This window comes from Hymenobacter lapidiphilus (assembly GCF_013377885.1).
Lineage (GTDB): Bacteria > Bacteroidota > Bacteroidia > Cytophagales > Hymenobacteraceae > Hymenobacter > Hymenobacter lapidiphilus.
The window spans coordinates 1-26,865 of record NZ_JABKAU010000046.1; the positions used below are offsets into that span (position 1 = coordinate 1).

Consider the following 26,865-nt stretch of genomic DNA (forward strand, 5'->3'; position numbering starts at 1 on the left):
TGATATAAGAATGGTCCGGTTGTGCTTAGGCATGGCCGGACCGTTCCTGTATAAAACTCACCACCAAACCAAGTGCGTAAGCCCTATTGTAAACGGTCAATTTTGTTCCGCTATTAGCAGCATGAATTACAGTGCGGATTTGTCGGCTATAAACTGGCTTAAAATTGGGGAACAGCCGGTTACTAAGGGACAAATATTCCGGGTAGCCAATGCGCTTCCAAATGTCTTTGAAGCTTATACCGCCCTGTTACCCGCGGTTGGTCATATTGAAGGGTTTCCGTTCGACCAAGTCAATCTAAAAAACGGCTCAATCGCACAACTCAATGAAAATGCTGCCATCTGGAGCAAATATGGGATTCATGATGCTCATCGCACCCCCTCTTACGACCCCACTAGCTTTCGTGAACTGGCTAATCAATTCAATTTGCCTTACGATGTTACACTGCTGAATAAACTGGGTTGGGGCAAACGCGGATTCGCAGTGGATTGGATTCGAACAGCTAACTCATTTCGTTCACTGGCAAACGTATTAGCCGCTGCTAGCCCTTTGTCATTGTATATCGAAGATTACTGGCGGTGGGGAGAAGGTCTCAATATTCTCCCTTCAGCTGATGATGTGCTGTATGATGTAACAACAGATGAGTTTGTTGAATTTATGACTCAGTCTTTCTTTGATGCCAGCCTGTATCTCTTTCCAGAGGACAAGAGTTGGTGTCTAGTGAATGTAGAAGATTGCAGTGTAACGGTTATTGGAACAGATAAAGCCACTGCGGTAAGAATTAGTGAGACCTATCCTCTGGAAACAATGCCATTACTACATGGGAGCCCAATGTAATTCAGGCCTTACCCCACCGGCCCCCACAAGTAGTCGCGCATCGGTTCTTCAATCCGCATGGGCCGCTTACTGATGGGGTCCAGCAGCACCCATTGCGTCTTGGCTTCGCAGAGCAGCTTGCCATCAGTGGCCCGCTCGATGCGGACGAACCGCTGGCATTGGGCGCCCCGTACTTCACCAATCCAGGTGGTGCAACGCAGCTCATCGTTCAGCAGGGCCGGGTGGCGGTACTGGATGCGGTGTTCGCGCACCACCCATATATAGGAGTGCTCGGGCGTGCCGACGGGGTAGGCGGCGTGCCAGTGGGCGGTGGCCGTGTCCTGCACCCAGCGCACATACTGCACGTTGTTGGCGTGGTCGAAGTCGTCGATGTCGGCGGGTTGTACGTGAAGCGTGTGCACGAAGCGGAAGGCGGAGGCGGCGGGCGTATCCATGTTTCCAAAGGTACAGCGGCCAGACTGCAGCGCGAAACGCCAGCTCCGCGCGTGGTTGCTGATGGCCGTGCCGTTGCAATCGTTCAACTATGTGCGAAACTGGTGTTTCGCGCTACAGCCCGGCAGGCAGATACAACGGCCCCGGCACACTAAAATTTCGGGTCTGTCGTTGCTGAAATCCTCCAGTTCTAAAATATACCTGTATATTTGATGCAAGTTAAGAAAAAGCGGTTTCGTTGCCCAGTTGAGTTCTTCGTAAAAGATAGCCCAATTAAGCTCAGACAGCTTTTCTTGCTACAAAACATCCATCATCATCAAGAGTACCCATGCAGACAGGAACTGTAAAATTCTTCAACGAGACCAAAGGTTTTGGTTTCATCAAAGTGGACGAGACCGGCGAAGACGTTTTCGTACACGTGACCGAGTGCATCGACGAAATCCGCGACCAGGACAAAGTTGAGTTCGAAATCGCCCAGGGCCGCAAAGGTCCTAACGCTGTTAAAGTAAAGCTCGCCTAAGCGACCTTCTTTTTAGATAGCATAGAAAGCAGGCTCCCTACTAGGGAGCCTGCTTTTTTTGTTGAAAATGGCTAGTAAAAGGGCTAAAATACTGTCATGCTGAGCGCAGTCGAAGCATCTCTACCGCTTCGTTGCAGTCATCAGAATTTACCACTGCGGTAGAGAGGCTTCGACTGCGCTCAGCATGACACGGGCCCTTATACAAACTGTTCTTATATAAGTTCTCGCTTTTTCCGGTAAAAAACCATACCTTTGCACCCGCATTTGAGAACGGCCACGTTCCGCGCAGCTTCGAGCTGCCTATAGAAACTTGTTGGGCCGGCTTTGTCTTCCGTCCGTTATTCCGTCACTCGTCGTTGTGGAGAGAGTGGGAGAAGAGCGTCGCTGGATCCGCTGTTTTCAGAGCTTATCTCTCTCACTCCATTAACACTGACATGGACCAGGAAACCCCAAAAACCAAGTTCAGCGAGCTGACCCTCTCTGAAGAAATGCAGCGTGCCATTACCGAAGTCGGCTACGAAGAAGCATCGCCTATCCAGGCCGGCGCTATTCCGGCCCTGCTCGGTGGCCGCGACGTTATCGGCCAGGCCCAGACGGGCACCGGTAAAACTGCCGCCTTCTCCATCCCCGCCATCGAACTGGTCGACACCGACTCGCGCGAAGTGCAGTGCCTCGTGCTCTGCCCTACCCGCGAGTTGGCCGTCCAGGTATCGGGCGAAATCCAGAAGCTCGGTAAGTATAAGCGCGGCCTTGCCGTAGTGCCTATTTACGGTGGCTCGTCGTACGACCGTCAGTTCCGGGCGCTGGAGCGTGGCGTGCAGATTGTAATTGGCACGCCCGGCCGCGTAATGGACCACATCGAGCGCGGTACGCTGAAGCTTGATAACTGCAAAATGATCATCCTCGATGAGGCCGACGAAATGCTCGACATGGGCTTCCGCGACGACATAGAGACGGTGCTCAAGAAGATGCCTGAGGAGCGCCAGACGGTGTTTTTCTCCGCCACGATGAGCAAGCCCATCATGGAGATGACCAAGCGCTACCAGAAGGAGCCGCAAATCGTGAAGGTGAATCATCAGGAGATGACCGTCACCAACATCGAGCAGAGCTACTTCGAGGTGCGTGGTCCCCAGAAAAAGGACGTGCTGACTCGCCTCATTGATATGTACAATATCAAGTCGGGCATCGTGTTCGCCAACACTAAGCGCATGGTCGACGACATCGTGGGCGACCTGCAGGCCAAGGGTTACTTCGCCGAAGGTTTGCACGGCGACATGGGCCAGCAGCAGCGTCAAAACACGCTCGACAAGTTCCGCAAGGGCACGCTCGAAATTCTGGTAGCCACCGACGTAGCTGCCCGCGGCATCGACGTGGAGAACGTGGAAGTAGTCGTAAACTACGACCTGCCCGCCGACGAGGAGTACTACGTGCACCGCATCGGCCGCACCGGCCGCGCCGGTAAGCAGGGCAAAGCCTTCACTTTCGTGAGTGGCCGCGACATCTACAAGCTGCGCGACATCATGCGCTTCACCAAGGCTACCATCAAGCAGGAGCGCGTGCCTTCGTTTGAGGATGTGTCGGAGGTGAAAACCACGCTCATGCTCGCTTCCATCAAGGAAGTGATTGAGAAGGGCAACCTCGATAAGTACGTGAGCCGCGTACAGCGCCTCATCGACCAGAGCATCGACGAAAGCATCACTTCCCTCGACATCGCAGCTGCCTTGCTGAAGATGACGATGAAGGAAGACAAGCGGGCCCAGGAAAGCCTCGACGCCAGCCGCACCCAGGGTGCTGCCCGCGCCGGCTTCACCCGCCTGTTCGTAACGATGGGCAAGAAGGATCGTCTGCACCCCCGCGACATCGTGGACCTGATTGCCGAAAACACCAGCCTCACGGCCGGCAAAGTGGGCGACATCGCCCTCTACGACAAGTTCAGCTTCGTGGAAGTGCCCAACGAGTTCGTGGAAGAAATTGTGGCCCAGCTTGGCCGCAGCAGCATCCAGGGTCGTCCGGTAGCTTTCAACATTGCCACGCCCGTGCAGGAAGGTGATGCCCAGCAGCAAGGTGGCGACCGTGGTGAGCGTCCGCGCCGGGGCCCGGGTGGTTTCGGTGGCGGCGAGCGGCGCGAAGGCGGCGGCTCGTACGGCGGCGGCAACCGCGGCGGCAGCTACGGCGACCGGCGCGAAGGCGGCAACTCGTACGGCGGCGGTAAAAGCGGCGGCTCGTACAGTGGTGGCGGTAGCCGCTACGGCAACAGCCGCGAAGGTGGCAGCGGTGGCGGCAGCTACGGTGGCAACCGCGGTGGCAGCAGCTTCGGCGGCGGCTACAAAGGCAAGCGCCGCGACGAATAAATCACTGATTTACGTTGATACGGTAATCAGGAATTCCACAGATTATCGTAGCAGCGTAGATCAAATACATTAAGCAAAGAGCCCCTGTTTCACTGAAACAGGGGCTCTTTGCTTTTAAGCCTCGTAGAAAATTGCCAGTCTACTCCAAAAGTAAAAAGAGGACGCTTGGGGAAGCGTCCTCTTTTTACTCGGAACTGATAGCAGAACGCTAATCAGCAGTTTACTTGGCGGCGTCGCGCAGGTTGCGAATATGGTCGTGGGCCTCTTTTATGCCGGCAGCCTGCTTGTCGATAACGGTTTTGAGGGCGGCCGGTACATCCTGCATCTTCTTGGCTTTCTCGTAGGCGGCTTTGGCATAATCCTCGCCCCGCTCGCACTCGGCCAGAATAGCGTGACGGTCTTTGCCGGTAATCAGGCCCTTCAGGTTGATGAAGGCGCGGTGCACGGCACTGGTGATGGACGATTCCTCGTCGGGCTTCAGATCGAGCTTGAACATCTGGTCTTCCAGCTCCGTGATGTAGCTGGAACGCTGGGCGGCGTATTTCTTGAAAAGGTCTTTCAGGTCGGCGCCCTCTACGTCGGTCATTGCCTCGGCGTAGCCTTTCTGGCCATCCTTGAGGGTTTCGATGAGTTCGTTGAGGCCGGCTTGCATTACTTTAGCGTCCATAGGGAGTTGTTTTAGGGTAGGATTAGAATAGGATTCAATTAAAGAATCCTTGCTTTTACTTACTCCTAAACACCCGCCAGGGTTACCGGCACGGCTACCTGACCCATGGCGCGGCCGGCCAAAAAGCCGGTCGTCCAGGCCGCCTGAAAGTTGAAGCCGCCGGTAATACCATCAATATCGAGCACTTCGCCGGCAAAGTGCAGACCCGGTACGAGCCGGCTTTCCATAGTCTGCATATTGATTTCGGCCAGTGAAATACCGCCGCAGGTCACAAATTCCTCTTTGTAAGTGGTTTTGCCGGCTACGGGCAGGGCCGTGCGCAACAGCGCTTCAATCAAACGATTCTGGAGCTTGGCCGGCAGCTCGTTCCAGCGGGTTTCGGGGCCGATGCCCGCCTGCTCGGCCAGGGTGCGCCACAGCCGTTGCGGCAGGCCCAGCAGCGGGTTAGACAGCACCAGCTTGCGGCCGTGGGGGCCACGATGTTCCTGCAAATGGCTGCGCAGGGTGTCTTCGGTGAAATCGGGCAGCCAGCTGACCAGCGCAATGCTGCGGTAGCTGAGCTCGTGCAGCCGGCGTGCCCCCCAGGCCGAGAGTTTGAGCACCGCCGGCCCGCTCAGGCCCCAGTGCGTAATCAGTACCGGGCCTTCGTAATCGAGCTTTTCGCCGGCCACCCGCACGCGGGCCCGCGGCACGCTTACGCCCGGCAGCTCGCGTAGCGGCGAGTTGGGCACGTTGAAAGTAAACAGGCTCGGCACCGGCTCCTGTATTGCGTGGCCCAGCTGCCGCAGCCAGTTGTACTGCTCCGATTTGGGGGCGCCACCGGTGGCTACCAGCAGCCGCGCCACCCGCAGCACCGGCGGGGTACTCGAACCGCTCAGCGTCAGCTCGAAGCCGCCCTCGGGCAGTGCCCGGATGCTGTCGGCCGCCGTGTGGGTCAGGATTTCGACACCGGCCCGGCGGGCAGCGTCAAGCAGGCACTGGGCCACCGTTTCCGACGAGTCGGTGATGGGGAACATGCGGCCGTCGGGCTCGGTTTTGAGCTGCACGCCGCGGCTGGCGAACCAGCGTACCGTGTCGGGTGCGCCGAACGTGTGGAAGGGCTGCTTGAGCTGCGCGCCGCCGCGCGGGTAGTGTTGCACGAGCTGGGCGGGCGTGTCGGCGGCGTGCGTAACGTTGCAGCGGCCGCCGCCCGAAATACGCACCTTGCTCAGCAGCTTCCCGGTTTTTTCGAGCAGCAGCACGCGTAGCGCCGGGTTTGCTTCGGCGCAGGCAATGGCCCCGAAAAATCCGGCCGCGCCGCCGCCTATTACTGCTACTATCTTCAGTTCATCCTTCACTTGGCAAAATTAACCACCGCGGAGCACTTGTTGCGAGTTAGCAGAATGACAAGGCCGCTACCACGTCGTCGTGCCGGAATTGGTACTGGGTGAGTTGGCGGATGGCTGCCGAATCGATCTGCTTGCCGCCGCTGGTGCCCTCGGCGAAGGTGGGTGGCTCGAGGCCCAAGTGGCTGGCGGCGGCGGTGAAAAACGTGCGGCGGCTGGGGTGGCTGGCGGCGCAACCGTTCAGCGTATGGCCCCAGACGTTCTGTTTCAGCACGTTCTGCAGCAGCCCGATGCAGTCGTGCAGATGAATCATGTTGACCGGCGCCTCGCCGTGGGCCACGCCCGTGCGCCCGGCCAGAAAACGGCCTGGCTGTCGGCCAGGGCCCATTAGGCCGGCCATGCGCACCACCGTACTGTTTGGCCCCTGGAAAAGCGCCTCGCCCCGCAGCAGGTGCGATTCGGCTTCGGGGGAGGCTTGCGCGTCGTCCTCGTGCATGATGCGCGCCTGATCGGGGTACACGCCGGTCGAGCTGACCAGCAGCACGTGGGCCACCCCAGCCTTGGCGGCGGCTTCGGCAACCTGTCCGAGGATGATGGGGTAGGCTTCGGGCTGGCCGGGGCCTCGGCCCGGCGGTACGTTCAGTATCAGCACCTCTACGCCTTGCAGCAATACGTTCAGCGTGTCGGCGTCGGTGGGGGTGAGGGCGGGAGCGAGGCGTAGCAGAAAGGGCTGGATACCGGCGTTGTGCAGCGCCAGAAGCTGGCTGGGGGTTGTGGTGGTGCCGCGCATGGGGTAGCCGGCGGCCATCAGGGCCTGGGCCAGCGGCAGGCCCAGCCAGCCGCAGCCCAGCACGGCCACGGTGGGAAGGGCGGCGGTGGGAAGAGTGGCAGGAGTAGCGGGTGGAATCATGGGGCTAAAGGTGGCAAAAAAACCGGCGCAGGCAAATCATTCCGACTGTCGGCTGCCACTGCAAGCGTGCCACCCAAACCAAGAAACGCGAGAAATAGCTTTCTTGTGAAAAACCGGCCGACCTTGCGGCTGGTTCTTATTCATCTCCACTTTCCATTTCCCGCATCCTCCGCTTATGGCCTCTGCTCATCCTTACGCCCAACCTATGCTCCGCGACAACGCCCTGCAGGGCAAAACCATCGTCGTGACGGGCGGCGGCACCGGCCTCGGCCGTGCCATGACCACCTACTTTCTCCAGCTTGGAGCCAACGTGGTTATTAGCTCCCGCAAGCTCGATGTGCTCGAAAAAACGGCCGCCGAACTGCGCGAACAGACCGGCAACGCCAACATCCTGGCCGTGCAGTGCGACGTGCGCAAGTACGATGAAGTAGAAGCCCTGCTCGAAAAAACCATCAGCACCTTTGGCGGAGTTGATGTGCTGCTCAACAACGCGGCCGGCAACTTCATCAGCCCTACCGAACGCCTGAGTCACAAGGCTTTCGACGTGATTGTGGACATCGTGCTCAAAGGCTCTTATAACTGTACCCTGGCTTTCGGCAAGCGCTGGATTGCCGATAAAAAGCCCGGCACCATCCTCAGCATCGTAACTACCTACGCCTCGGTAGGCTCCGCCTATGTGGTGCCTTCGGCCGCCGCCAAAGCCGGCGTACTGGCCATGACGCGCTCCTTGGCTGTGGAGTGGGCCAAGTACGGCATCCGCTCCAACGCCATTGCGCCCGGCCCGTTCCCAACTGAAGGCGCCTGGAGCCGCCTGTTCCCCGAGCCGCTGGCCTCCAAGCTCGACCCGGCCGCCAACGTGCCGCTCAAGCGCGTGGGCGAACATCAGGAGTTGGCTAACCTGGCCGCCTATATGGTATCAGATTTTTCGGCCTACATGAACGGCGAGGTGGTTACGCTCGACGGCGGCGAGTGGCTTAACGGGGCCGGCGAGTTCAATAAGCTCGAAATGCTCACGCCCGATATGTGGGACCATATCGAGAAAACCATGCGCCGCTAAATCACAGATGTTGCAGATGGAGAAGATAGAAAAGGATTCGTTCTGGCGTTGGATTCGTTTTGATGAAGCTGTTTAGGAAGTGCCAGGAATCAGTTAGGACGTCATGCTGAGCGCAGTCGAAGCATCTCTACCGCTTCGTTGTGGTCGTTTAACGAAGCGGTAGAGATGCTTCGACTGCGCTCAGCATGACGTCCTTTTGACTTTCTAAACAGCTTCATCAAAACGAATCCAACGCCAGAACGAATCCTTTTCTATCTGCAACATCTGTGATTAAAGTTTGTACCCTTTGAAGCCCTTTGCGAACTCGGGAGCGGGGATAGGCTGATTGGCCACCAAGTCAGAGAATTCGAACTTCTCGAACAGGCCTTTGTCGTCGTTTACCTGCACCACGAGGGGCAAATACAGTTTCTGGTCGATGCAGATGGTGATGCGGCTTCCGTAGGCATTAGGCACCTGAATCGTTTTGCCGGCCGCTACGGTGGCTCCGGGGCTTAGGCCGTTGCGCTCCAGAATGCGGTATTCGCCGCAGCCGAATTTAGCGGCAATGGTTTTGGTGGTTTCGGCCTTGGTGGGCTTGTAGCTCACGTAGCGAAACTGCGGGTACCTGGAGCGCAGCACGTAGGCCGGGCGACCCACCACGCTAGTGTCGCCGGTGTAGCGGAAAGTTTTCTCGAAGCCGGGATTTATCCGCTCGCCCGAACTGTCGAGCAAGTCGGAAATAGTGCCGTAGCCAGCCTCCAACACACTATGGTGCTGGCCTTTACGCATGATGGAGCCCTGCGGATCGAGGCTTAGCGTTACGTAGGGGAAGCTGTTGGGATACACCCAGGCATCGCCGCTGTTCTGGCCCGTTACGTAGAGCACCTCAATGCCCTGGTCGTTGCGCAGGTACACCTTATAGGGGCTGAAGTTCATCTTCATGGCGGTGCGCGCCTGCTGGTATTTGCCCGCCAGGCGCTCCTGAGCCCGCACGTTGCAGCGCAGGGTTTTCAGGTTGTCGATGGCGTCGGTAAGGCGGCTGATGAGCGTTTCGGTGGTAATAGCCGGAGCCGCAGCGGGCATCGCGCTGCTGCTCAGCAGGCCGGCCAGTGCCAGTGCCGGCAGGTAAAATGAACGTTGAATCATAAATAGGGAAGGGTAGCGAGAAGTTCGCAAGGTAAGCTGCAGGCACAAATCGCGCCATTTGCGGGGCCGCCAGGCCGGGCTGCCATGTGCCGAAGCGCCCGCCCGGACAACGATTTAGGTAGCGCAAAAGTTGAGCGGTGGGCCGGGACGCAACTTTTTCGGGACTTAGCCGGAATAGAAGTCATGCACTTCTCTGTTATTACCCCCACTCACAACCGCCACGCCTACCTACCCGAAGCCGTGGAGAGCGTCCGGGCCAGCGTGTCGGCCCCGCTCGATTTCTCGTTTGAGCATCTGATCTGCGAAAACGCCTGCACCGACGATACGGCCAGCTACCTGCAAGAGGCCGCCCGCCAGCCCGGCCCGCCGCTGCTAGTGCGCCCCCAGCCCAAGCTGCTGCGCGCCGGCCCCGCCCGCAACCTGCTCATCGAGCACGACGCACCCGCCGACACCTGGATCGTGCCCCTCGACGACGACGATTTGCTGCTCCAGCGCACCCTATTCCACTACGGCCGGCAAATTGAGCAGCACCCCGGCCGGTCCTGGCTGGTGGCCGATTTCCTGCGCATCGACCAAAACCGCCGCTATCTGCCGAATGACGATTACTACGCCTGGCAGTTCGAATCGCCCCAGGATATGCTCCGGGCCATTTTCCGGGCCGAGCACTTCATCCAGGGCAACGTATGCTACAGCCGCGAACTGTTCGATTCGGTGGGCGGCTATGACAAGGACATCGAAATGGCCGAAGACCTCGACCTCTACGTGCGCTTCCTGCTGGCCGGCCACCTGCCCGTCATCTGCCCCCACATCAGCCACTTGCACCGCTTCCACGACAGCAACGTGAGCATCGGCACCGACGCCAACAAGCACGCCCAGGATTTGCGGGTGATTTACGACAAGTACGCCGGGCAGTTAGGGGAGCTGGGGATAGAGCGGCCATAAGCAGGTGCTGTTATTCTTCGCGCTGCTCAGAATGACAGTTCTATTGCTCCACTACCAGCCCGCCCTTCACCACCAGCTTCACCTGCCGCAAGGCGCTGATATCCTGGGTGGGGTCGCCGGAAACGGCCACCATGTCGGCCAGTAGGCCGGGTTTGAGCTGGCCGCGGTCGGGGAGTTGGAAGAGGCGGGCGTTGGTGCTGGTGAGGCCGCGCAGGGCTTGCAGGCTCGTCAGGCCGTACTCGCGCACCAGCAGTTCGGCTTCACGCAGGTTGTCGCCGTGAGCAAACACGCCCGCGTCGCCGCCGATGGCCAGTTCCACGCCACTTTGCAGCGCGGCCTTCATACTCAGGCGCTTTTGTTGGATGCGTTCGGGCTCGGGGCCGGTTCCCTTCTGCCAGCCGCGGTATTGGGCCACGGCGTCGCCAGCGGCTACGGTGGGGCACAGGGCTACGCCCCGCTGCTTCATCAGCTTGAAGATTTCCAGCGTGCCGCCGTCGCCGTGCTCGATGGTTTGTACGCCGGCCAGCGTGGCGCGGCGCATGCCTTCGGGCGTGCCGGCGTGGGCCACCACGGGCCGTCCGGCGCTGCGGGCGGTCTGCACAATCAGGTTCAGTTCATCCTGCGAAAACGTGGGCCGGCTGGGCTCGTTGGGCCCCCAGCGGTAGTCGGCGTACACTTTGATGATGTCGGCACCCTTGCCGATTTGCTCGCGCACGGCCCGGATGAGGTTGTCGGTGCCATCGGCCTCCTGGGCTCCCTGGGGCACTTCCACATCAACGGAAAGCTTGGGCCCGTAGGAGCCGGTGGCCACCAAAGCGCGGGTGGCTACCAATAACCGCGGCCCCGGAATCAGGCCCCGGTCAATGGCTTGCTTGAGGCCTACATCGGCGTAGCCGGCCCCCTCACTGCCCAGGTCGCGGGCTGTAGTGAAGCCGGCGGCCAGCGTGGCGCGGGCGTGCGCCGTGGCCCGGGCTACGCGTAACGCCTGTGATTCGAGCAGCACTTGGTCGTTCCAGGGCGTTTCGTTGTAAGGGTGCAGCAGCAGGTGGCTGTGGCCCTCGATGAGGCCGGGCAGCAGCGTGAGGCCCGGTAGCTCCAGGGTGCGGGTGCCGGCCGGGGCCGAAAGCTGCGCGGCCGGCCCCACGGCCTTTATTTTGTCGCCCTCCGTGAGCACTGCCCAACCGGGGTGCAGGGTCTGGCCATCGAACACGGCGGCGGGCCGCAGCAGCAAAGCAATTGGAGCAGTCGGGGAGGCAATAGGCGGTTGGGCCCGCAGCGGGCTGGCCGTCAGAAGCAAAAGCGCAAGAGGCAGGAGAAGGCGCAAGGGCAGATGTGGTGGCAGTGCTTAAAGCTACGGCCGTCGCAGGAGTTTTTATAGTGAGGCACTCTGGAAATCCGGAAAGTCATCGGTACGAATAGCTCCGCTCAGTATTACGGGCTTTGGGCTTTCTGAAAGGCTTCAGTTGATGGCCAGCCCAAAACGAAAGCAGCCCGCGGCGGAGGTCGTCGTAACAACTTCCACCACGGGCTGCCTGCCGGGCTATGTAGGAATGCGTGGGGCTACTAGGCCTTTTTACGCTTCACTTTTACCTTCTTCAACTTCTTGTCCGGCGTAGCCTCAGTAGCCGAATCTGAGGCTCCGACCAAGGTCATTTCCTTCACCAGATGGCCAGCACCGGCGTACTTGTCTACCACGAACAACATGTAGCGCACGTCGAGGGTGATGTTGCGCACGCGGTCGGGGTCGAACATGATGTCGGACATGGTGCCCTCCCAGTTACGGTCGAAGTTGATGCCAATCAGCTCGCCGTTGCCGTTGATGACGGGCGAGCCGGAGTTGCCGCCGGTGGTGTGGTTGGTGGCAATAAAGGCCACCGGCACCGAGCCTTTGTAGGCGTAGGGGCCGTAGTCCTTGGTTTGGTATAATTCCGCGAGGCGGGCCGGTACCTCAAACTCGGGGTTGGTAGGGTCGGCCTTCTCCATAATGCCGTCGAGGGTCGTGTAGAAATCGTACTTCACGCCGTCGGCGGGCTCGTAACCGGCTACCTGGCCGTAGGCGAGGCGTAGGGTGGAGTTGGCGTCGGGGTAGAATTTGCGCTCGGGCTGCTGCAGGCGCAGGCCGGCCACGTAGGTGCGCTGGAGCAGGGCAATCTGGTCGGTGGCCACGTTGTAGCCGGGCAGAATAGCCGTACGGTAGTTGTTTACAATAGCCGCCGCGAGCTTCAAAGCGGGGTCCTGGCGCAGGGCATCGGGTTTGCCAGCCGCCACTTCGTCAAGCACGGCCTGCGCGCTGGCTTCCGAAGTAAGACGCGATTTGCCGTAAAGCTGAGCCACGTAGGCGGCCCAGCCGGTGGTGGCGTACTGCTTCTGTAGCTCTTTTACATAGGCCGGCAGCAGCGCGGCCGGGGTGCCGTTGGCGTAGAGCGGAAGTAGCTGGGTGGCTACCTTCTGGTCGGTGGCGACGCTGTAATTTTTAAAGAAACTGGTCGTGCCTTTTTTAGCTTTTTCCACGGCGGTGGCCAGCTCGGCGGCGGGTACTTTGCCACCGGCCATCTCCAGCAGCGGCTGCAGACTGTTGGCATAGGCCACCAGCTCCACGCCCAGCGCGGCCTCGCTCACGTAGTCGCGGGCCAGGGTGTAGTCGCGGCCCTGGGCGTAGTTGCGCTGCAACTCGGGCAGCAGGCCGGCGAAGGTGGCACGGCGGGCGGCATCGCCCGACTCGGCCCAGCGCTGGAACTCGGCTTCGCGTTGCTGCTTTACGCGCACGGCGTCGAGCTTGCGCAGGCCGCGGTTCTCGCCAATCCACTTTTTCCAATAGTTGGCCAGGCTGGCGTACTTGGCCGCGTACTGAATCCGCACCTTGTCAGACGCTTTCATATCCGTGTCGAGCGCCTTCAGCTTGGCGTCGCGAATGGCAATTTTGGCGGGGTTCGACAGCGAATATACCTCATCGACGCCCCAGCTGGTGAGGTACTCATTGGTGCGGCCGGGGAAGCCGAATACCATCGTAAAGTCGCCGGGCTGCACGCCGGCCAGCGAAATGGGCAGGTGGTAGCGGGGCTTGAAGGGCTTGTTGTCGGGCGAGTAGGGGGCGGGCTTGTTGTCGGGGCCGGCATAGATGCGGAACAGGCTGAAGTCGCCGGTGTGGCGGGGCCAGGCCCAGTTGTCGGTGTCGCCCCCGAACTTACCGATGCTGCTCGGCGGTGCGCCCACCAGCCGGATGTCCTGGAACACCTCGGTTACAAACAGATAGTACTCGTTGCCATTGAACATGGGCCGCACGAAGGCCTGGTAGCCGGTGCCCTGAACGGCGGCCTGGGCCACGCGCTGGCTGTTTTGCTGCACCAGCTGCTCGCGCTGGGCTTCGGCAATGCCGGTAGCCGGAATGCCGGCCAGCACCTGGCTCGTCACGTCCTCCATGCGCACGATGAAAGTGGCCGTGAGGCCCGGGTTGGGCAGCTCCTGGCCGGGCGTCATGGCCCAGTAGCCTTTTGTCAGGTAGTCGTTTTCAACCGACGAGTGGCTCTGGATCTGGCCGTAGCCGCAGTGGTGGTTGGTGAGCAGCAGGCCCTGGTCGGAGATGATTTCGCCGGTGCAGCCGCCACCAAACTGCACAATGGCGTCTTTCAGGCTGCCCTGGTTGATGGAGTAAATCTGCTCGGCCGTCAGTTTGAGGCCTTTTTTCTGCATGTCGGCCTCGTTGAGCTGCTTGAGCAGCAACGGTAGCCACATGCCTTCATCGGCACGGGCCGAAAGGGTAGTGAGGAGGGTGAGGGCCAGCAGCGCCAGCCGGGAGCGTAAGGTCATGAAAACGGAAATGGATGGAAAGATCAGGACGCTAATTTACGGTTTTAGCTGCTTGCGGTAATATCCAGTAGCGCAGGTGCGGTTTCCTGCAAGGGTGCGCAGGGGTTTTTTGGGAGGGAGGCAGAGGGGCGCAGAGGTACCAAAAAAACACCCACCCGGAAACCGGATGGGCGTGAGTAAACCAGTAACGCTAAAAGCATCAGCGAGCAGAACGAATCTGCCCTATCTGCCCCAGCTGTGATTCTAGGAATGGCCCAGCTCGGCTACGGCGGGCAGCTGCTCGGCCTTGGTGTACGATTCGGTTGGTTTTTTGGCGGCCGGAATGTCGTCAGTTTCGGTGGTGGCGTGGGTTTCCTCCCACTCGCGGAATCTTTCCAGCTCGCTCTGAAACTTGCCGACAAACCAGCTGATCAGGGCCAGATCATCCAGAAAGCCCACTACGGGGATGAAATCGGGTACTAAATCGATGGGGCTGAGCACGTATAGCAGCACACCCAGGCCCGAAACGATGGTGCCGGTTTCCACCTGCCGGTAGTCGCCGCTCACGTAGTTGCGCACGAGCCGGATGAGCGTGTAGGCCACCGAGAAAAGCTGCTTGAATTTGTTGTCGCCACTTTCTTTGCTGGCGAGCTTGTTGGCCGTTTCGTTGAGTACCAGCACTACCTTGAATGGGCGGCCCAGCAGCTTGCCGGCTTTGTTGATGAACACGCTGAAGAGCGCATTTTTGGAAATGGAGAGGCCTTTTTCGGCGAGAGAGGACATAAAGCGGAAATAAGATTGAGATGACCCGGTGTACGCGCCGGCGCGGGCCCGCGTTGCCGTCGGTGCCCCGGCAGGAGGCATTTGCCGCAATGGCTTACCTTCGGCCCATGAACCCATTTCTGACCCCGCCCGCCGCCACCGAGTACGCCCCGTTCTATGCCAACTACGTGCGCCTGGCTGGCTCCGACCCGCTACAGGCCCTGCGCACCCAGCCCCCGGTGCTGTACCAGCTGCTGGCAGACCTCAGCAACGAGCAGGCCCTGTTCCGGTACGCGCCGGGCAAGTGGAGCATCAAGGAGAAGCTGGTGCATATGATTGATACCGAGCGTATTTTCGCCTACCGCGCCCTGCGCATAGGTCGCGGCGACACCACCCCGTTGCCCGGCTACGAGCAGGACGATTACGTGCCCCTGTCGGAGGCCGATGCCCGCCCGCTGGCCAATATTCTGGCCGAGTACGACGCCGTGCGGGCCGCTTCGCTCTGCCTGTTCGAGTCGTTTGGGGCGGCGGCGGCCGAGCGGGTTGGTACAGCCAGCGACCGGCCGGTGAGCGTGCGTGCTCTGGCGTATATGCTGGCCGGCCACGAGGCCCATCATCTGCAGCTTTTACAGGAGCGGTACCTGCCCAATATGGCGTAACTTCGGGTTCTGCTCTGCCGCGCGGGTCCGCAAATCCGCTTCCATTCCCGGCAAGGCCTTATCTTGGACGAATTCACCCCTAAAACCTAGCACTATGGCTAAAGCCCAGGAACCCCGCAAAGAGAAAAAGAAGGAGCCCGCCAAAACCACCAAGGAGAAAAAGGCGGCCAAAGACGAGAAGAAGGCACTCAAGTCCCGTCAGCAGGACTAGTCTGCTGCCACTAACAGGCCATAAGAAAGGCGCTGCAACCCCGGTTGCAGCGCCTTTCTGGTTTTGAGGAGGATTCAGAAAGTGTAGTAAACCTCCTTCTGCTTATCGTGGTGCTTGATGTAGCCGTGCAGCGTGAGCTTGATGAGGGTACGGTGGGCGCGGCGCTGGCCAATGTTGAGCAGCTTCTGGTACTGAGCCAGCGTGATGCGCGGATGCTGGCGCAGATACTCCAGCACGGCCAGCTCTTCGCGGTTGAGCGGAATCCGCTCGAAACGGCCGGCTTCGGGAGCGGCTTCGCGCTCCAGGACTTTTTCGGTGAGCTGGCTGGTTTGCACGCTTTGGTCATGCACCCGTACGTAGGCCCGCCAGTCGCCGTCGGCCACCTGGGCGCGGTGGGGCTTGGTGGCGCTTTCGGGCACGGTTACCACCAGCACCGTCCGGCCCTCGTGGTCCTCCACGGCCCGAAACTGCAGCTGCTCGTCCAGGGGCGGGGCTATGTAGTGGCGGGCAGCTTCGCGCAGCTGGTAGAGTTCTTCCTCCACATCGCGCACGCCCATTATGCGGCCCTTATCATCAACGCCCACCAGCACCCGGCCGCCGCGCGTGTTGGCCAGCGAGGCCAGTGTGCGGGCAATGCGCGTGGGATGGGTGGTACGCTGCTTGAATTCCAGCCGCTCGCCCTCGCCCTGCCGGATAAGTTCGAGTAAATCCATAGCGAGCAAACAGCCGGCTGGCCGAAAATGTCCAAAAAACTATCTGCTAACCACCGCTTTCGGCGCTGGCCGGCCGGCGGCCTTATTCAATACCGGTTTCTTCGGCCGAAATCCGCCACAGGCGGCTGGCTTCGGTGGTGCTGCTGGCTCGGTCGGAGCAGCGGGCTATCCGCCGGCCGGTAATGTACTGCCCATTGAGGCGGGCCGATTCGGGGGCAGCGGCTAGGAAAAGGGTGGTTTCGGCGCCTTTCTCGGGTGTTATCATCAGGGGCCGGGCCATCCACCACATGGCCTTCATCACGGCCGAGGTGTCGGCGCGCATCAGGGCTGTGTCCACCATGCCGGGGTGCAGGCAGTTGGCCGTAATGGAGGTCAGGTCGAGACGGTTGGCCAGCTCCTTGGTGAACAGGATGTTGGCTAGCTTGGAGTCGGCGTAGGCCGTTAGCCAGCTGTATTTTTCGGGTGAGTTGCGTACCTCCTGTTCCGGCTCAATCTCGCCCACCCAGTGCGCCACCGACGACACGGTAACTACCCGGGCCCGTTTGGCGGCATCGAGCAGCGGCAGCAGTAGGTTGGTGAGGGCGTAAGGGGCCAGGTGGTTGGTAGCCCAGCTCAGCTCATGGCCTTCGTCGGTGAGGGTGAAGCGGCCGGGCATAATGCCGGCATTGTTCACCAGAATATCTAATTGGCTGAATTCCTGCTGCATCTGCTCGGCCAATGCACGCACATTGCGCAGCAACGATAAATCGAAGCACTTAACGTGTACCGCTGCATCGGGTCCGGCTACCTGCTGAATGGCCTCCTGAGCACGGGCGGCCTTCTCGGTGTCGCGGCCGACCAGCACTACGCGGGCTCCCTGGCGGGCCAGTTCGCGGGCCGTTACCAGACCAATACCGCTGGTTGCGCCGGTTACCAGGGCCGTCTGGCCCGCCAGTGGCCGCAAGGAATCTGAACTCATACGGAAATTGTACAAAAGTGCCTGGTAGGCGGATATGGAAGCCGGATTGACGAGCCAGCCGGACTTTGCCCAGCTGTGTTGCCCGAAGGCAAGTGCCCGGCCCGGCCGCCGGCCATCAACAATTGCGCCAGCCCAGATAGAACGTAGAAAACCCACTCTGGGGTTTCAGCCCGCCAGCTGCTGCATTTCGACCAGCCGCTGGCTTACCTCGGCCAGCAGAGGCCGCGCCGCTACTTGGGGTTGCTGGCAGCGGGCCTGCCAGTCGCGCAGTTCGGCCACGGCGGCGGCCGTTGCGGGGCGGGGCGTGCAACGGTCGAGTAGCTCTTCCAGCAGATTGCCAAAGGCCCGGCTTTCGAGGCGGGGCAAAAGGTCGGCGGCCTTGGGGTTGGCTGGTGGCATAAAGCCGGCCGCCCCGAAGTCGCCCAGCAAAGCTGCGCCCGCGTCGGTGGCCAGAATGTTGTGGGCGTACAGGTCGCCATGTACAATGCCACGACTGTGTAGATGGGCCGCCGCCGCGGCAATGCCGCCGGCTAGCTGCAGCAGCGCTGATAGCTCGAACTGGGTGGCGGGCGCGTACTCGTCGCGGGTGCAGCTGGCCAGGGTGGGCGGACCGGCCAGGTTGGTAAATCCGTGGTCAATTAGCTCCAGCACCAGACCCTCGGTGCCGGTGGGGTGTCCTGCCAGCCGGCCTTCCACGGCAATCAGGTTGGGGTGGAGGCCGGCGCCGAGGCAGGCCAGCATTTCGGAGTGCGGTAGCCCGTCGCTCGTCACGGCTCCCTTAAATAGCTTCACGGCCACTGGGCGCGGGGCCGCCGAACCAGTCTGCCACTCGGCGCGGTAAATCACGCCCGATGCGCCCTCGCCCAACACCTGCTGGAGCTGCAGCTCGGTCCAGGCAATGGCTGGGCGGGCGGCGTGGCTTTCGGCAGCGGCCTCGGCCCCGGCAGTCAGTGGGTTGCCAGCGAAGGCCAGCCAGCTCAGCCGCGGCATCGTCAGTAGCCAGGTAGGCAGCTCGTGCAGTTCGTTGGCAGCCAGGCGCAGTAACTCCAGGTTGGTGCAGCGGGCCAGTTCGGGCGGCAAGGTGCGCAGGCAGTTGCCGGCCAGCATCAGCTTCTGCAGGGGCGGGCAGTTGCCAATTTCCGGGGGCAGGGCTTCCAGGGCGTTGTCGGTGAGGATGAGCCAGCGCAGCTGCGGCGGTAGCGCTGCGCCCGGTAGCTCCCGGATGCGGTTGGCCTTGAAGCCCACCATCTCCAGGTTCGAGCATTGGCCCAGCACTTCGGGCACGCGCTCAAACTGATTGTCGGAGGCAAACAGTACCCGCAGTCGGTGCAAGCGGGGCAGGTCGGCGGGCAGCTCGCGCAGGGCGTTGCCCGAGAGGTTGAGCACTTCCAGCGTATCGGCCAGCGTAAATATCTCCATCGGAAACTCGGTCAGGCCCTCAGCCAGATCCAGCCGGGTGGCGCCGGCCAGCTCGCCGGCCCGTAGTTGCGTAAGCGTGCGCATAGGTATAGTAAGTAGGAGGGACGGCCGCGTTCAGGCGTTATCAAGAGCCGCAAAAGTAAGGGTAGCTAAAAGGCGGTCATGCTTCATCTGGTGTCCGCGGAGCCGAAGCATCTCTACCGCTTCGTTACAGTCAACAGGATTAGCATTGCAGTAGAGATGCTTCGACTACGCTCCGCTTCGTTCAGCATGACGTGCTGAATAGAACACGTTATTTCTGCACGGCTACTCAATGGCATGACACGAAAAAGCCGCTGCCAGTTGCGGCAGCGGCTTTTAGTTTTTTGAGAAGTTGAAAGTCAGAATAGGGAGCGTAGATAGATGCTGACATCTCGCTCCTGACTCTTGGCTTCTCAGAAATTAGAACGGCAGGTCGTTGTCGTCGTCCGAGGCAATCGGGGCGGCCGAAGCGCGCAGGTTGGGGTTCTGGTTCTGGGCCGGAGCAGCGGCAGCGCGGGGCGCGGCCTGCTGGTAACCACCCTGCTGAGGAGCAGCGGCTCCACCGGCAGAGTTTTCGATGCGCCAGGCTTCGAGGTTGGTGAAGTAGAGCATCTGGCCGTTCTTGTTGAAACCGCGGCCACGCAGGTTAAACGACACCTTCACTTCGTCGCCTACTTTAAACGGGTCGATGAGGGCGGTTTTGTCCTGCACCGTCTGGAACTTGATATGCTCGGGGTACTGGCCATCTATGACCTCCAGCACGAATTCGCGCTTGCGGAATTTTTCGCTCACCTGCTGTTCGTCGAAAATTTCGTGCAGGCGGCCGGTAGCTTCGTAAGCCATAGTAGTATGTCTAGGGGGGTGTTGGGGATGTTGAAACAGTAAACCAAACCTACGAAAAAAAACGCGGTTGGTTCGGGCCCGTTTAGGGTTCCGGCCTGGCCGCCGGCCCCATCGGGCTGCCTACCTTTGCCTTGCGCTTTTCCCCATCTACCCAAATATTTTCACTCCATGACTCCATCTTTCTCTCTGGCCCTGCACGGTGGTGCCGGCACTATTTCGCCCGCCCTGATGACGCCCGAAAAAGAGCAGGCCTACCAAACTGCCTTGCACGAGGCCCTGCGCAGCGGCTACGCCGTGCTGGCCGGCGGCGGTTCGGCCCTCGACGCCGTGGAGCAGGCCGTACTTCGCCTCGAAGATTGCCCGCTCTTCAACGCCGGTCGGGGTGCGGTCTTCACCCATGAAGGCCACCACGAAATGGACGCCGCCATTATGGACGGCCGCAACCGGGCGGCCGGAGCCGTGGCTGGCGCCCGGCAGGTGCAAAACCCCATCCGGGCGGCCCGCCTCGTGATGGAGCAGACTGAGCATGTGTTGCTGGCCTGGCCCGGCGCCGACGAACTGGCCCGCGAGCACGGCCTGGCCATGCAGCCGGCCGAGTACTTTTTCACCCAGCACCGCTACGACCAGCTGCAGGAGGCCCTGCAGGAGGGTCGCATGCGGCTCGACCACTCGCAGGCCCAGCCGACGGCCGGCAGTGGGAGCGAAGACTCGAAAAAGAAAATGGGTACGGTAGGGGCAGTGGCCCGCGACCAGCACGGCAACCTGGCCGCCGCCACCAGCACCGGCGGCATGACCAACAAACGCTACTCCCGCATCGGCGACTCGCCCATCATCGGCAGCGGTACCTTTGCCGACAACCGCACCTGCGCCATCAGCTGTACCGGGCACGGCGAGTTTTTCCTGCGGGCCATGGTGGCTCATGATATCAGCTGCCTGATGGAGTACCGGGGGCTAAGCCTGGCCGAGGCCTGCCGGATTGTAGTGCACGATAAGCTGGCACCCATCGGGGGCGAGGGCGGGCTGGTAGCCGTAGATGCGGCCGGCAACGTGGCACTGCCCTTCAACTCTGAAGGCATGTACCGCGCTAGCCAGACCTCGCACGACGCGGCACCTTTCGTAGCCATTTACAAGAACTGAGCAGCGAAGGTTTTCCGCGCCATATATATAAGGAGTGGTTGCGCCTGCCTGCGTGCGATATTGTGTCGTCTGCCCAGCGCATGGCTGGCTTCTTACCGGTAAAACAAATGGGCAACAAAAAAGTCCGTATCTGTATCAGATACGGACTTTTTTATGTATTTGGGTAAGGTGTTTATTGGACTGGCATTGGCTCGTTTGCAGGCTGGTTGGCCGTAATGATTGCCGACTCGGCGGCCTGCTGCCGTAGCTTCAGGTTGGGGTAGAAGCGCCGCTCATCCACATCGTAGAGGTTGCCCTGCACCAGCACATGCAGCAGCATGTTCTCTACCGAAATAGCCTCGCCCTTTTGGGCCGCGGCGGCGTTGCTATGCTCCAGCTGATGTCCATCCATGATAACAACCATGTTCGAGCCGATGGTTTCGAGCTGGTTGCCCCCGGTAATAAGCATGCCTGTATCCTCGCCCAGGCCGATGCCGATGAGCTTGGGATGCAAGGCCACAGCTTCGATGAGCCGGCCGAAGCGCCCGCGCTTCACAAAGTGCGAATCGATGATGACATTATCAATCAGGCCCAGCCCGCTGCCCATCTTCACGGCCCCTTTCATGAGGGCGTCGGGTACGCTGCCGCCTTTAATCATGGTTTTCGACATGCCCATTGCCCCGGCCGAAGTACCGGCCACTACAAAGTTGGGCGTGGTCTGGTAGCGGTGACGCAGGGCAGCCAGAAACTCGGTAGCCCCGAAAATGGTGGTGAGCCGCGACTGATTACCGCCCGACATCAACACGATGTCGGCCTTGCGGATACGCTCCACATAGTCGGGCCGCAGGGCATCTTCGCGGGTGCGAATGTCTAGTACGCTCACGTTGTTGCAGTTAAGCATCGTGAACGAGGAAATATAGACGCGGGCCACCTCTTCCGGAATCATGGAGGCCGTCGTGATAACCTCAATGCGCGGGTCTTCATGCCCCGATTCGAGGACTATCCGCTTGAGGATGCCTAGCTCAAAGAAGTTGAGGTAATATTTCTTCTTGGTGCGAGGATTGGGGTAGGTACCCTTATCCTCGTTGCCACCAATGGCAATGAGCTTGCCGAGCGGTCTGGAGTTTTTCAAAACAGAAAGCAACTTTAAACGACGGAAAAATACTGCATCCGAGGCCCAAACCTCAGCAAGGTTCGGGCCACGCGTACTCCTTCCGGAAAACAAAAAACAAACCCTTGCCCAAGTAGGCAGGACTAAAAGCCCCCACCGAGGAAAGCGGCGAAGAAGTAATAAACAAAAAAGTGCCGAAAATGGCCCGCTTCTTTCCTGAAAAACGAATTACTTGTCGGTTGGGCGGCCCAGCAAGGCATCGAGGGTGCTGGTGGCCACGGTGTGGTAGTTGGGCCGGGCCTTGGCGTACAGCCGGCGGGCCCGGGCGGGGCCGTTGGCGGGAGCGGCCAGCAACTCCTTATAGAGCGGAGTGAGAAACTTGCGCCGGCCCACCCGGGTCAGGAAGCGGTGCAGGGCCTCTTCGGCCGGGGTGTAACCGGCCGCAATGGTGCGCGGCAGCCAGGCCGCCAGTATCTCGGAGTTGCCCGAATTGGTAAAGTCGAAGGTGGCGTCCAGCTCGCTGAGCTGCGCCACGCCTGCATTGGCGGGCAGCTGGTTCAGGAACCGCACCCATTCGTGGCTGCTCCAGTTGGCCGTGGGTAGTTGACTGGCCGGGGTGCCCTGCTGCCAGCTCTGGCCGGCCGCGTCCACGGCCGCAAACCGCTCCGAGCCAACCGGCGGTGCGTTGTCCGGAATTCCGGGGCCGTAAATCCAGGCTTCGGGCCGGAGCCGGGCCTCCAGGCCGGGGTGCGAGTCGAGCAGCTCCCGGCGCAGGTAGCGTATAAACGAAGTCGTGTCCATGCTTTGGAAGGCGTGGCTGCCGAAGTACTCCTTTATAAAGGTGTCGAGGGCGGGGCGACCCACCAGTTGCTCGAGCGTCAGCAGGAAGTAGTCGCCCTTCTCGTAGGCAATATCGGTCAGGCCCTCGTCGGGGTCGCGGCCGGCCAGGTTCAGGTATAAATGCGTATCGGGGCTGGTGGGGCCGAGGTCGGCCAGGGTGTGCAGCAGCCCGGCGTGGCCCAGGGCCTGCAGCATTTCGGCGTAGGGCCGGCCGTAAAGCCGTTCCATAATGCGCCGCTCGAAGTACACGGTAAAGCCCTCGTTAAGCCAGAAGTCGTTCCAGGTGGCGTTGGTAACGAGGTTGCCGCTCCAGGAATGGGCCAGCTCGTGGGCCACGAGGCTGGTCAGGCTTCGGTCGCCGGCCAGAATGGTGGGCGTCACGAAGGTGAGGCGCGGGTTCTCCATGCCCCCAAACGGGAAGGAGGGGGGCAGCACCAGCAAATCGTACCGTTCCCAGCGGTAGGGGCCGTACATCTCTTCGGCGGTGGCCACCATCTGCTCCAGATCGGCAAACTCGTCCACGGCCCCCGGCAGCGTGGCCGGCTCGGCATACACGCCCGTGCGCGCACTCAGGGGTTCAAACTGTACATCGCCCACGGCCAGCGCCATCAGGTAGGCCGGAATGGGCTGCTCCATCCGGAAGTGGTAGCGGCCGTCGGGGCGAAGCTGCTGCGGATTGCTGGCGCTCATCAGGGCCAGCAGCTGGGTTGGCACCGTAATCTGGGCTTCGTAAGTGAAGCGCACGCCCGGCGAATCCTGGCAGGGCAGCCAGGTGCGGGCCAGAATAGCCTGCGACTGCGTGAACAGGAACGGCTGGGTGCCGGCCGTTTGCTCGGGCCGTAGCCACTGTAGCGCCGCCGCCCCCGGTGCCGTGCGGTAGCGCACGGTTACGGCCGTGGTGTCGGGGTGCAGTGCTATGCGCAGGGCCTGGCCCAGTACCGGGTCGGCAGGACCCAGCTCAAAATCAGTAGGCATGCCGGCATCAGCTTCGCCGAGCAGCACTTCTTCAATGAGCAGGTCGCGCGAGTCGAGCAGTAGCTCAGTGGCCGCCGCACCGGAGCGGGTAAGCTGCCAGGTGGCGTGGCCAGCCAAGGTTTGGGTGGCAAAGTCCACTGTCAGGTGTAGGGCCAGGTGCCGGACGCTGACTTCGGTGGGGCGGGCGTAGCTGTGCGGGTCGGTTGGGGCGGAGGGCTGCGGGCCGGAAGAAGCAGACATACGTGCAGGAAGTGAGAATATGAAATGGAAGATGTTCGGCAGAGCGCGCCTAAAGCAGCGCCAGGCCGCCAGGAACTGATACGCCCGCCGCCGCCGAATTGATGCCGTGGGCTGTAGGAACGTGGTAGGCGGCGGTGCGGGTCAGGCGAATTCTGTTAACTTGCGACACTGGGAAACATGCGCCTTAGTGGCAACTCCGCTGTCCGAAACGCAGTAGAAAGCCCGAACCCCGTCCGCTGGCTTAGTTGGCACGGAAGTGGTTCTCGGTTTGCTGTTTCTTTTCCGATTTTCTTTCTCATGAATCCATCCTATCGTTCTTTTTTTCGTACCTCTTTCGGCATCTGGCTGCTAACCTTGTTCGTGCTAACGGCTACTACCTCGTGTAGCCAGGACCAGCAGGACCGCGTGAAGGAGGGCATGCAGGCCGCTTTGCCCGATGCCCTGACCAGAGCCGCCGGCCCCCAGCCGACACTCGACAGCGTATATATCGTCCGGTATATGAGCACCGAGCCTCGTTTCAAAACCCAGATCGACTGGGCCAAGAAGTTTTACAAGGCTCGCGACTTCCGGCTGGGCTGGTTCCGTGACCATGAACTAGTGCCCCAAGCCGAAACCATGCTCGGCGTTATCGGCAAAGCCGCCGATGAGGGCCTAAACCCCAAAGACTACCAGGTAGTGAACTTCGAGCCTCTGCTCAAAGAGCTGGAGGCCGCCCGCAATGATACGACCCGCCGTAGCGAGCTGGAAAAGAAGATTGATGTGGCGCTGTCGGCCACCTACTTCAATTATGCTTCCGATTTTTATCGGGGTAGCGTCGATCCGCGCGCTGTTAAGTCCATTGATTGGGACGTGAAGCGCAACAAGGTGAAGCTGCATAAGGCGCTGATGACCATCCTGAAGGAGCGGGAAAGTACCTATGGCTACTACGATTTTGAGCCGCTGCATTCCGAGTATGACCGACTGAAAAAGGCTCTGGCGGATTACCGGGAACTGGAGCGCAAAGGTGGCTGGCCGGCCATTCCGGCTGGTACCAGCCTCAAGCCAGGTGCCAGCTCGCCAGCCGTAGCCGCCCTGCGCGGCCGTCTGCTGGGCCCCGAAGCTACTGCGCCCGCCTCAGCCGAGGCGCCTGCCGTAGCCGTGGCCAACAAGCCCGGTCAGCCGGCAGCTCCGGTTGCCCAGAAATACGATGCGGAGTTGTTTGCTGCCGTAAAGGAGTTTCAGCGCCTTAACGGCCTCAAGCCCGATGGGGTAGTAGGAGGCGAAACCCTGCGCGAGCTGAATGTACCCCTAGGGCAGCGCATCCAGCAAATCATGATGAACATGGAGCGCTGGCGCTGGATTCCGAAGAAGTTTGAGCCCGACTACCTGCTGGTAAACATTCCGGAGTACAAGCTGCACGTGATGGAGGACGGCAAAGAAGCCTTCAATATGCCTGTTATCGTGGGCAAGCGCCTCAATGCTACACCCATTTTCTCCGACAAAGTGGAGTTTGTGGTAATGGCTCCTTACTGGAATGTGCCCTTCAGCATCATCGATAAGGAGCTGCGTCCTAAGCTGGCCGCCAACCCCCAGGGTACCCTCGACCGCCTCGATATGGAAGTGGTGAAAGGCTGGGGAGCCAAGGCCACCCCCGTTGATGCCCGCAGCATCGACTGGGCCAATCTGCAGCAGAAAGACTGGAAGTACACGCTGCGCCGCCGTCCCGGACCCAAAAACGACTTGGGCAATGTGAAGTTTATCTTCCCCAACTCCAATGACATTTACCTGCACGACACACCTAACGACGAGCTGTTCAGCCAGACCAAGCGGGGCTTTAGCCACGGCTGCGTTCGGGTAGCCGAGCCTATACGGCTGGCCGAGTACCTGCTGCGCAACAAAGCAGGGTGGGATGAGCAGGCCATTAACGATGCCATTGCTGCCCGCGAGGAGAAGTACGTGACGCTGCCCGAGAAGCTACCCGTGTACCTGGTCTACTTCACTACCTGGGTAGACGATGATGGCAAGGTGCATTTCCGCGACGATATCTACGGCCACGACAAGGCACTCTCCAAGGAGTATTTCAACTAACTGCCCTAGCGTCCTTCGGGACAACTCGAGTAGGTCCAGCCCCCACCCGCCGCGATAAGCGTAGGGTGGGGGCTTTTTTGTGACGCTACCTGACGTGGCTGTACTATCGTTATAAAAGCAGCCAGCTAAGCTGACGGGAGATTAAACCAAATCCTACGGCCAACTGGCCAAGCCGCACGAGACTAACCCACATGCTCACTCAAGTTTCCAGTGCATGCCTGGCACCTGTTCGAACTACGGGGGAGAAGATGATAGTTTGATAATTAACACTTGTTGTAGATATGAATAGCTTGTTTAACATTGTTTACGATGTGGAAACGCTTTATACAGGTGTTAACAAACGTAGATAGGTGTTTGACTCCTGTCGATGCAATGGGTAGTTTACATGGGATTCGTACATTTGTAAATCATCTCAGTTACTTATGCTCGACCGAATCCAGGAGCTGTTGCGTGTGCGGGAACTCAGCTCCTCGCAGTTTGCTGATGCTATTGGCGTGTCAAGGCCCGTAGTGAGCCATATCCTGAGCGGGCGTAACAAACCCAGCCTGGAGGTAGTGCAGAAGGTTATAGCAGCTTTTCCCGACCTCTCGCTCAGCTGGTTGCTGAATGGGGCCGGGCCGATGCTGGAGCGCGTAGCAGCCGCAGAGGTAGCAAAAGCCAGCGTTGCCTCTGCCGTAGCTGTACCTCGCGCCCAGCCAGTCACCGAGCCAGCTCCAATAGCAGCGCCAGTGCCCACCGCAGCGCCGGTGCCCGTTCCACAACCCCCTGTGGTTGCTGCCGAGCCCGTAGAGGCCCCCAAACCGGCTGTCCAGCCACATCCGGCCGCTCCGGTGGTGGCAGTGGAGCCCGCCACACCGGCGGCCACGCCTGCCGGAGCCGATTTGGCCTACGCGCTGGCAGAGCCAGGCAAGACTATCCGTCGGATCGTGCTCTTCTATCAGGATGGCACGTTTACAGACTTTCGGCCTGAAACCGGGACC

23 protein-coding genes are annotated in these 26,865 nt (G+C 60.4%); 9 read left to right on the forward strand and 14 right to left on the reverse strand.

All coding sequences use genetic code 11. The features are described 5' to 3' along the window. A partial coding sequence (locus tag HW554_RS17655) for a hypothetical protein (protein ID WP_218134774.1) occupies positions 1-835 on the forward strand: 835 nt, incomplete at its 5' end. Positions 836-843: 8 nt separating this feature from the next. On the opposite strand, the gene HW554_RS17660 is transcribed toward HW554_RS17655, so the two are convergent. Then, entirely contained in the window at positions 844-1,269 is a 426-nt protein-coding gene (locus HW554_RS17660) for an acyl-CoA thioesterase (protein ID WP_176909888.1), read from the reverse strand. 326 nt (positions 1,270-1,595) lie between these two features. Here HW554_RS17660 and HW554_RS17665 point away from each other — a divergent pair, with 326 nt between their 5' ends. Both HW554_RS17665 and HW554_RS17670 read left to right on the forward strand, forming a co-directional pair. After that, the gene (locus HW554_RS17665; protein ID WP_019947277.1) at positions 1,596-1,787 is read left to right on the forward strand and encodes a cold-shock protein; all 192 of its coding nucleotides are present in this window, start codon (positions 1,596-1,598) and stop codon (positions 1,785-1,787) included. 434 nt (positions 1,788-2,221) lie between these two features. Further along, complete coding sequence (locus tag HW554_RS17670) at positions 2,222-4,138, forward strand: DEAD/DEAH box helicase (protein WP_176909889.1); 1,917 nt, start codon at positions 2,222-2,224, stop codon at positions 4,136-4,138. Positions 4,139-4,358: 220 nt separating this feature from the next. Here the strand turns inward: HW554_RS17670 and HW554_RS17675 are convergent, their stop codons facing one another. The 3 genes from HW554_RS17675 to HW554_RS17685 form a co-directional block, all read right to left on the reverse strand. Then, positions 4,359-4,805 carry a PA2169 family four-helix-bundle protein gene (locus HW554_RS17675; protein WP_176909890.1) on the reverse strand — a complete coding sequence of 149 codons (447 nt, stop codon included), beginning with the start codon at positions 4,803-4,805 and terminating at the stop codon, positions 4,359-4,361. A gap of 65 nt (positions 4,806-4,870) precedes the next feature. Then, positions 4,871-6,142, reverse strand: a complete 1,272-nt coding sequence (locus HW554_RS17680; RefSeq protein ID WP_317170902.1) for a BaiN/RdsA family NAD(P)/FAD-dependent oxidoreductase — start codon at positions 6,140-6,142, stop codon at positions 4,871-4,873. Between the two features lie 37 nt (positions 6,143-6,179). Beyond that, positions 6,180-7,040, reverse strand: a complete 861-nt coding sequence (locus HW554_RS17685) for an NAD(P)H-binding protein (RefSeq protein ID WP_176909891.1) — start codon at positions 7,038-7,040, stop codon at positions 6,180-6,182. A gap of 175 nt (positions 7,041-7,215) precedes the next feature. On the opposite strand from HW554_RS17685, the gene HW554_RS17690 reads away from it, so the two are divergent. Then, on the forward strand, positions 7,216-8,097 hold the full coding sequence (locus HW554_RS17690; RefSeq protein WP_176899269.1) for an SDR family oxidoreductase: 882 nt from the start codon (positions 7,216-7,218) through the stop codon (positions 8,095-8,097). Positions 8,098-8,367: 270 nt separating this feature from the next. Here the strand turns inward: HW554_RS17690 and HW554_RS17695 are convergent, their stop codons facing one another. Next, the gene (locus HW554_RS17695; RefSeq protein WP_176909892.1) at positions 8,368-9,222 is read right to left on the reverse strand and encodes a DUF1571 domain-containing protein; all 855 of its coding nucleotides are present in this window, start codon (positions 9,220-9,222) and stop codon (positions 8,368-8,370) included. 183 nt (positions 9,223-9,405) lie between these two features. Between HW554_RS17695 and HW554_RS17700 the strand changes: the two genes are divergently transcribed. After that, positions 9,406-10,164 carry a glycosyltransferase family 2 protein gene (locus tag HW554_RS17700; protein ID WP_176909893.1) on the forward strand — a complete coding sequence of 253 codons (759 nt, stop codon included), beginning with the start codon at positions 9,406-9,408 and terminating at the stop codon, positions 10,162-10,164. 40 nt (positions 10,165-10,204) lie between these two features. Here HW554_RS17700 and HW554_RS17705 read toward each other — a convergent pair whose 3' ends face one another. The 3 genes from HW554_RS17705 to HW554_RS17715 form a co-directional block, all read right to left on the reverse strand. Continuing rightward, the gene (locus HW554_RS17705) at positions 10,205-11,455 is read right to left on the reverse strand and encodes a metal-dependent hydrolase family protein (protein ID WP_218134777.1); all 1,251 of its coding nucleotides are present in this window, start codon (positions 11,453-11,455) and stop codon (positions 10,205-10,207) included. A gap of 272 nt (positions 11,456-11,727) precedes the next feature. After that, a complete protein-coding gene (locus tag HW554_RS17710; RefSeq protein ID WP_176909895.1) occupies positions 11,728-13,971 on the reverse strand; it encodes a S46 family peptidase in 2,244 nt (747 codons plus the stop codon). A 243-nt stretch (positions 13,972-14,214) separates the two neighbouring features. Next, the gene (locus tag HW554_RS17715; RefSeq protein WP_176909896.1) at positions 14,215-14,733 is read right to left on the reverse strand and encodes a YkvA family protein; all 519 of its coding nucleotides are present in this window, start codon (positions 14,731-14,733) and stop codon (positions 14,215-14,217) included. 107 nt (positions 14,734-14,840) lie between these two features. On the opposite strand from HW554_RS17715, the gene HW554_RS17720 reads away from it, so the two are divergent. Next, entirely contained in the window at positions 14,841-15,371 is a 531-nt protein-coding gene (locus HW554_RS17720) for a DinB family protein (RefSeq protein ID WP_176909897.1), read from the forward strand. 285 nt (positions 15,372-15,656) lie between these two features. Here the strand turns inward: HW554_RS17720 and HW554_RS17725 are convergent, their stop codons facing one another. The 4 genes from HW554_RS17725 to HW554_RS17740 all read right to left on the reverse strand — a co-directional run bounded on the left by HW554_RS17725 (position 15,657) and on the right by HW554_RS17740 (position 19,536). Further along, positions 15,657-16,295: an AlbA family DNA-binding domain-containing protein gene (locus tag HW554_RS17725; protein WP_176909898.1), complete on the reverse strand. Its 639-nt coding sequence runs from the start codon at positions 16,293-16,295 to the stop codon at positions 15,657-15,659. A gap of 82 nt (positions 16,296-16,377) precedes the next feature. After that, a complete protein-coding gene (locus HW554_RS17730) occupies positions 16,378-17,253 on the reverse strand; it encodes an SDR family NAD(P)-dependent oxidoreductase (RefSeq protein ID WP_176909899.1) in 876 nt (291 codons plus the stop codon). A gap of 165 nt (positions 17,254-17,418) precedes the next feature. Continuing rightward, the gene (locus HW554_RS17735; protein WP_176909900.1) at positions 17,419-18,756 is read right to left on the reverse strand and encodes a leucine-rich repeat-containing protein kinase family protein; all 1,338 of its coding nucleotides are present in this window, start codon (positions 18,754-18,756) and stop codon (positions 17,419-17,421) included. A 357-nt stretch (positions 18,757-19,113) separates the two neighbouring features. After that, on the reverse strand, positions 19,114-19,536 hold the full coding sequence (locus HW554_RS17740; RefSeq protein ID WP_176899288.1) for a DUF3127 domain-containing protein: 423 nt from the start codon (positions 19,534-19,536) through the stop codon (positions 19,114-19,116). Between the two features lie 168 nt (positions 19,537-19,704). Between HW554_RS17740 and HW554_RS17745 the strand changes: the two genes are divergently transcribed. Beyond that, positions 19,705-20,673, forward strand: a complete 969-nt coding sequence (locus HW554_RS17745; RefSeq protein WP_176909901.1) for an isoaspartyl peptidase/L-asparaginase family protein — start codon at positions 19,705-19,707, stop codon at positions 20,671-20,673. A 172-nt stretch (positions 20,674-20,845) separates the two neighbouring features. Here HW554_RS17745 and HW554_RS17750 read toward each other — a convergent pair whose 3' ends face one another. Then, the gene (locus tag HW554_RS17750) at positions 20,846-21,784 is read right to left on the reverse strand and encodes a cyanophycinase (protein WP_176909902.1); all 939 of its coding nucleotides are present in this window, start codon (positions 21,782-21,784) and stop codon (positions 20,846-20,848) included. A gap of 207 nt (positions 21,785-21,991) precedes the next feature. Then, on the reverse strand, positions 21,992-23,818 hold the full coding sequence (locus tag HW554_RS17755; protein WP_176909903.1) for a M1 family metallopeptidase: 1,827 nt from the start codon (positions 23,816-23,818) through the stop codon (positions 21,992-21,994). Positions 23,819-24,115: 297 nt separating this feature from the next. Here HW554_RS17755 and HW554_RS17760 point away from each other — a divergent pair, with 297 nt between their 5' ends. Further along, positions 24,116-25,885, forward strand: a complete 1,770-nt coding sequence (locus HW554_RS17760; protein ID WP_176909904.1) for a L,D-transpeptidase family protein — start codon at positions 24,116-24,118, stop codon at positions 25,883-25,885. Between the two features lie 422 nt (positions 25,886-26,307). After that, on the forward strand, positions 26,308-26,865 hold a 558-nt coding region (locus tag HW554_RS17765; RefSeq protein WP_176909905.1), incomplete at its 3' end, for a helix-turn-helix domain-containing protein.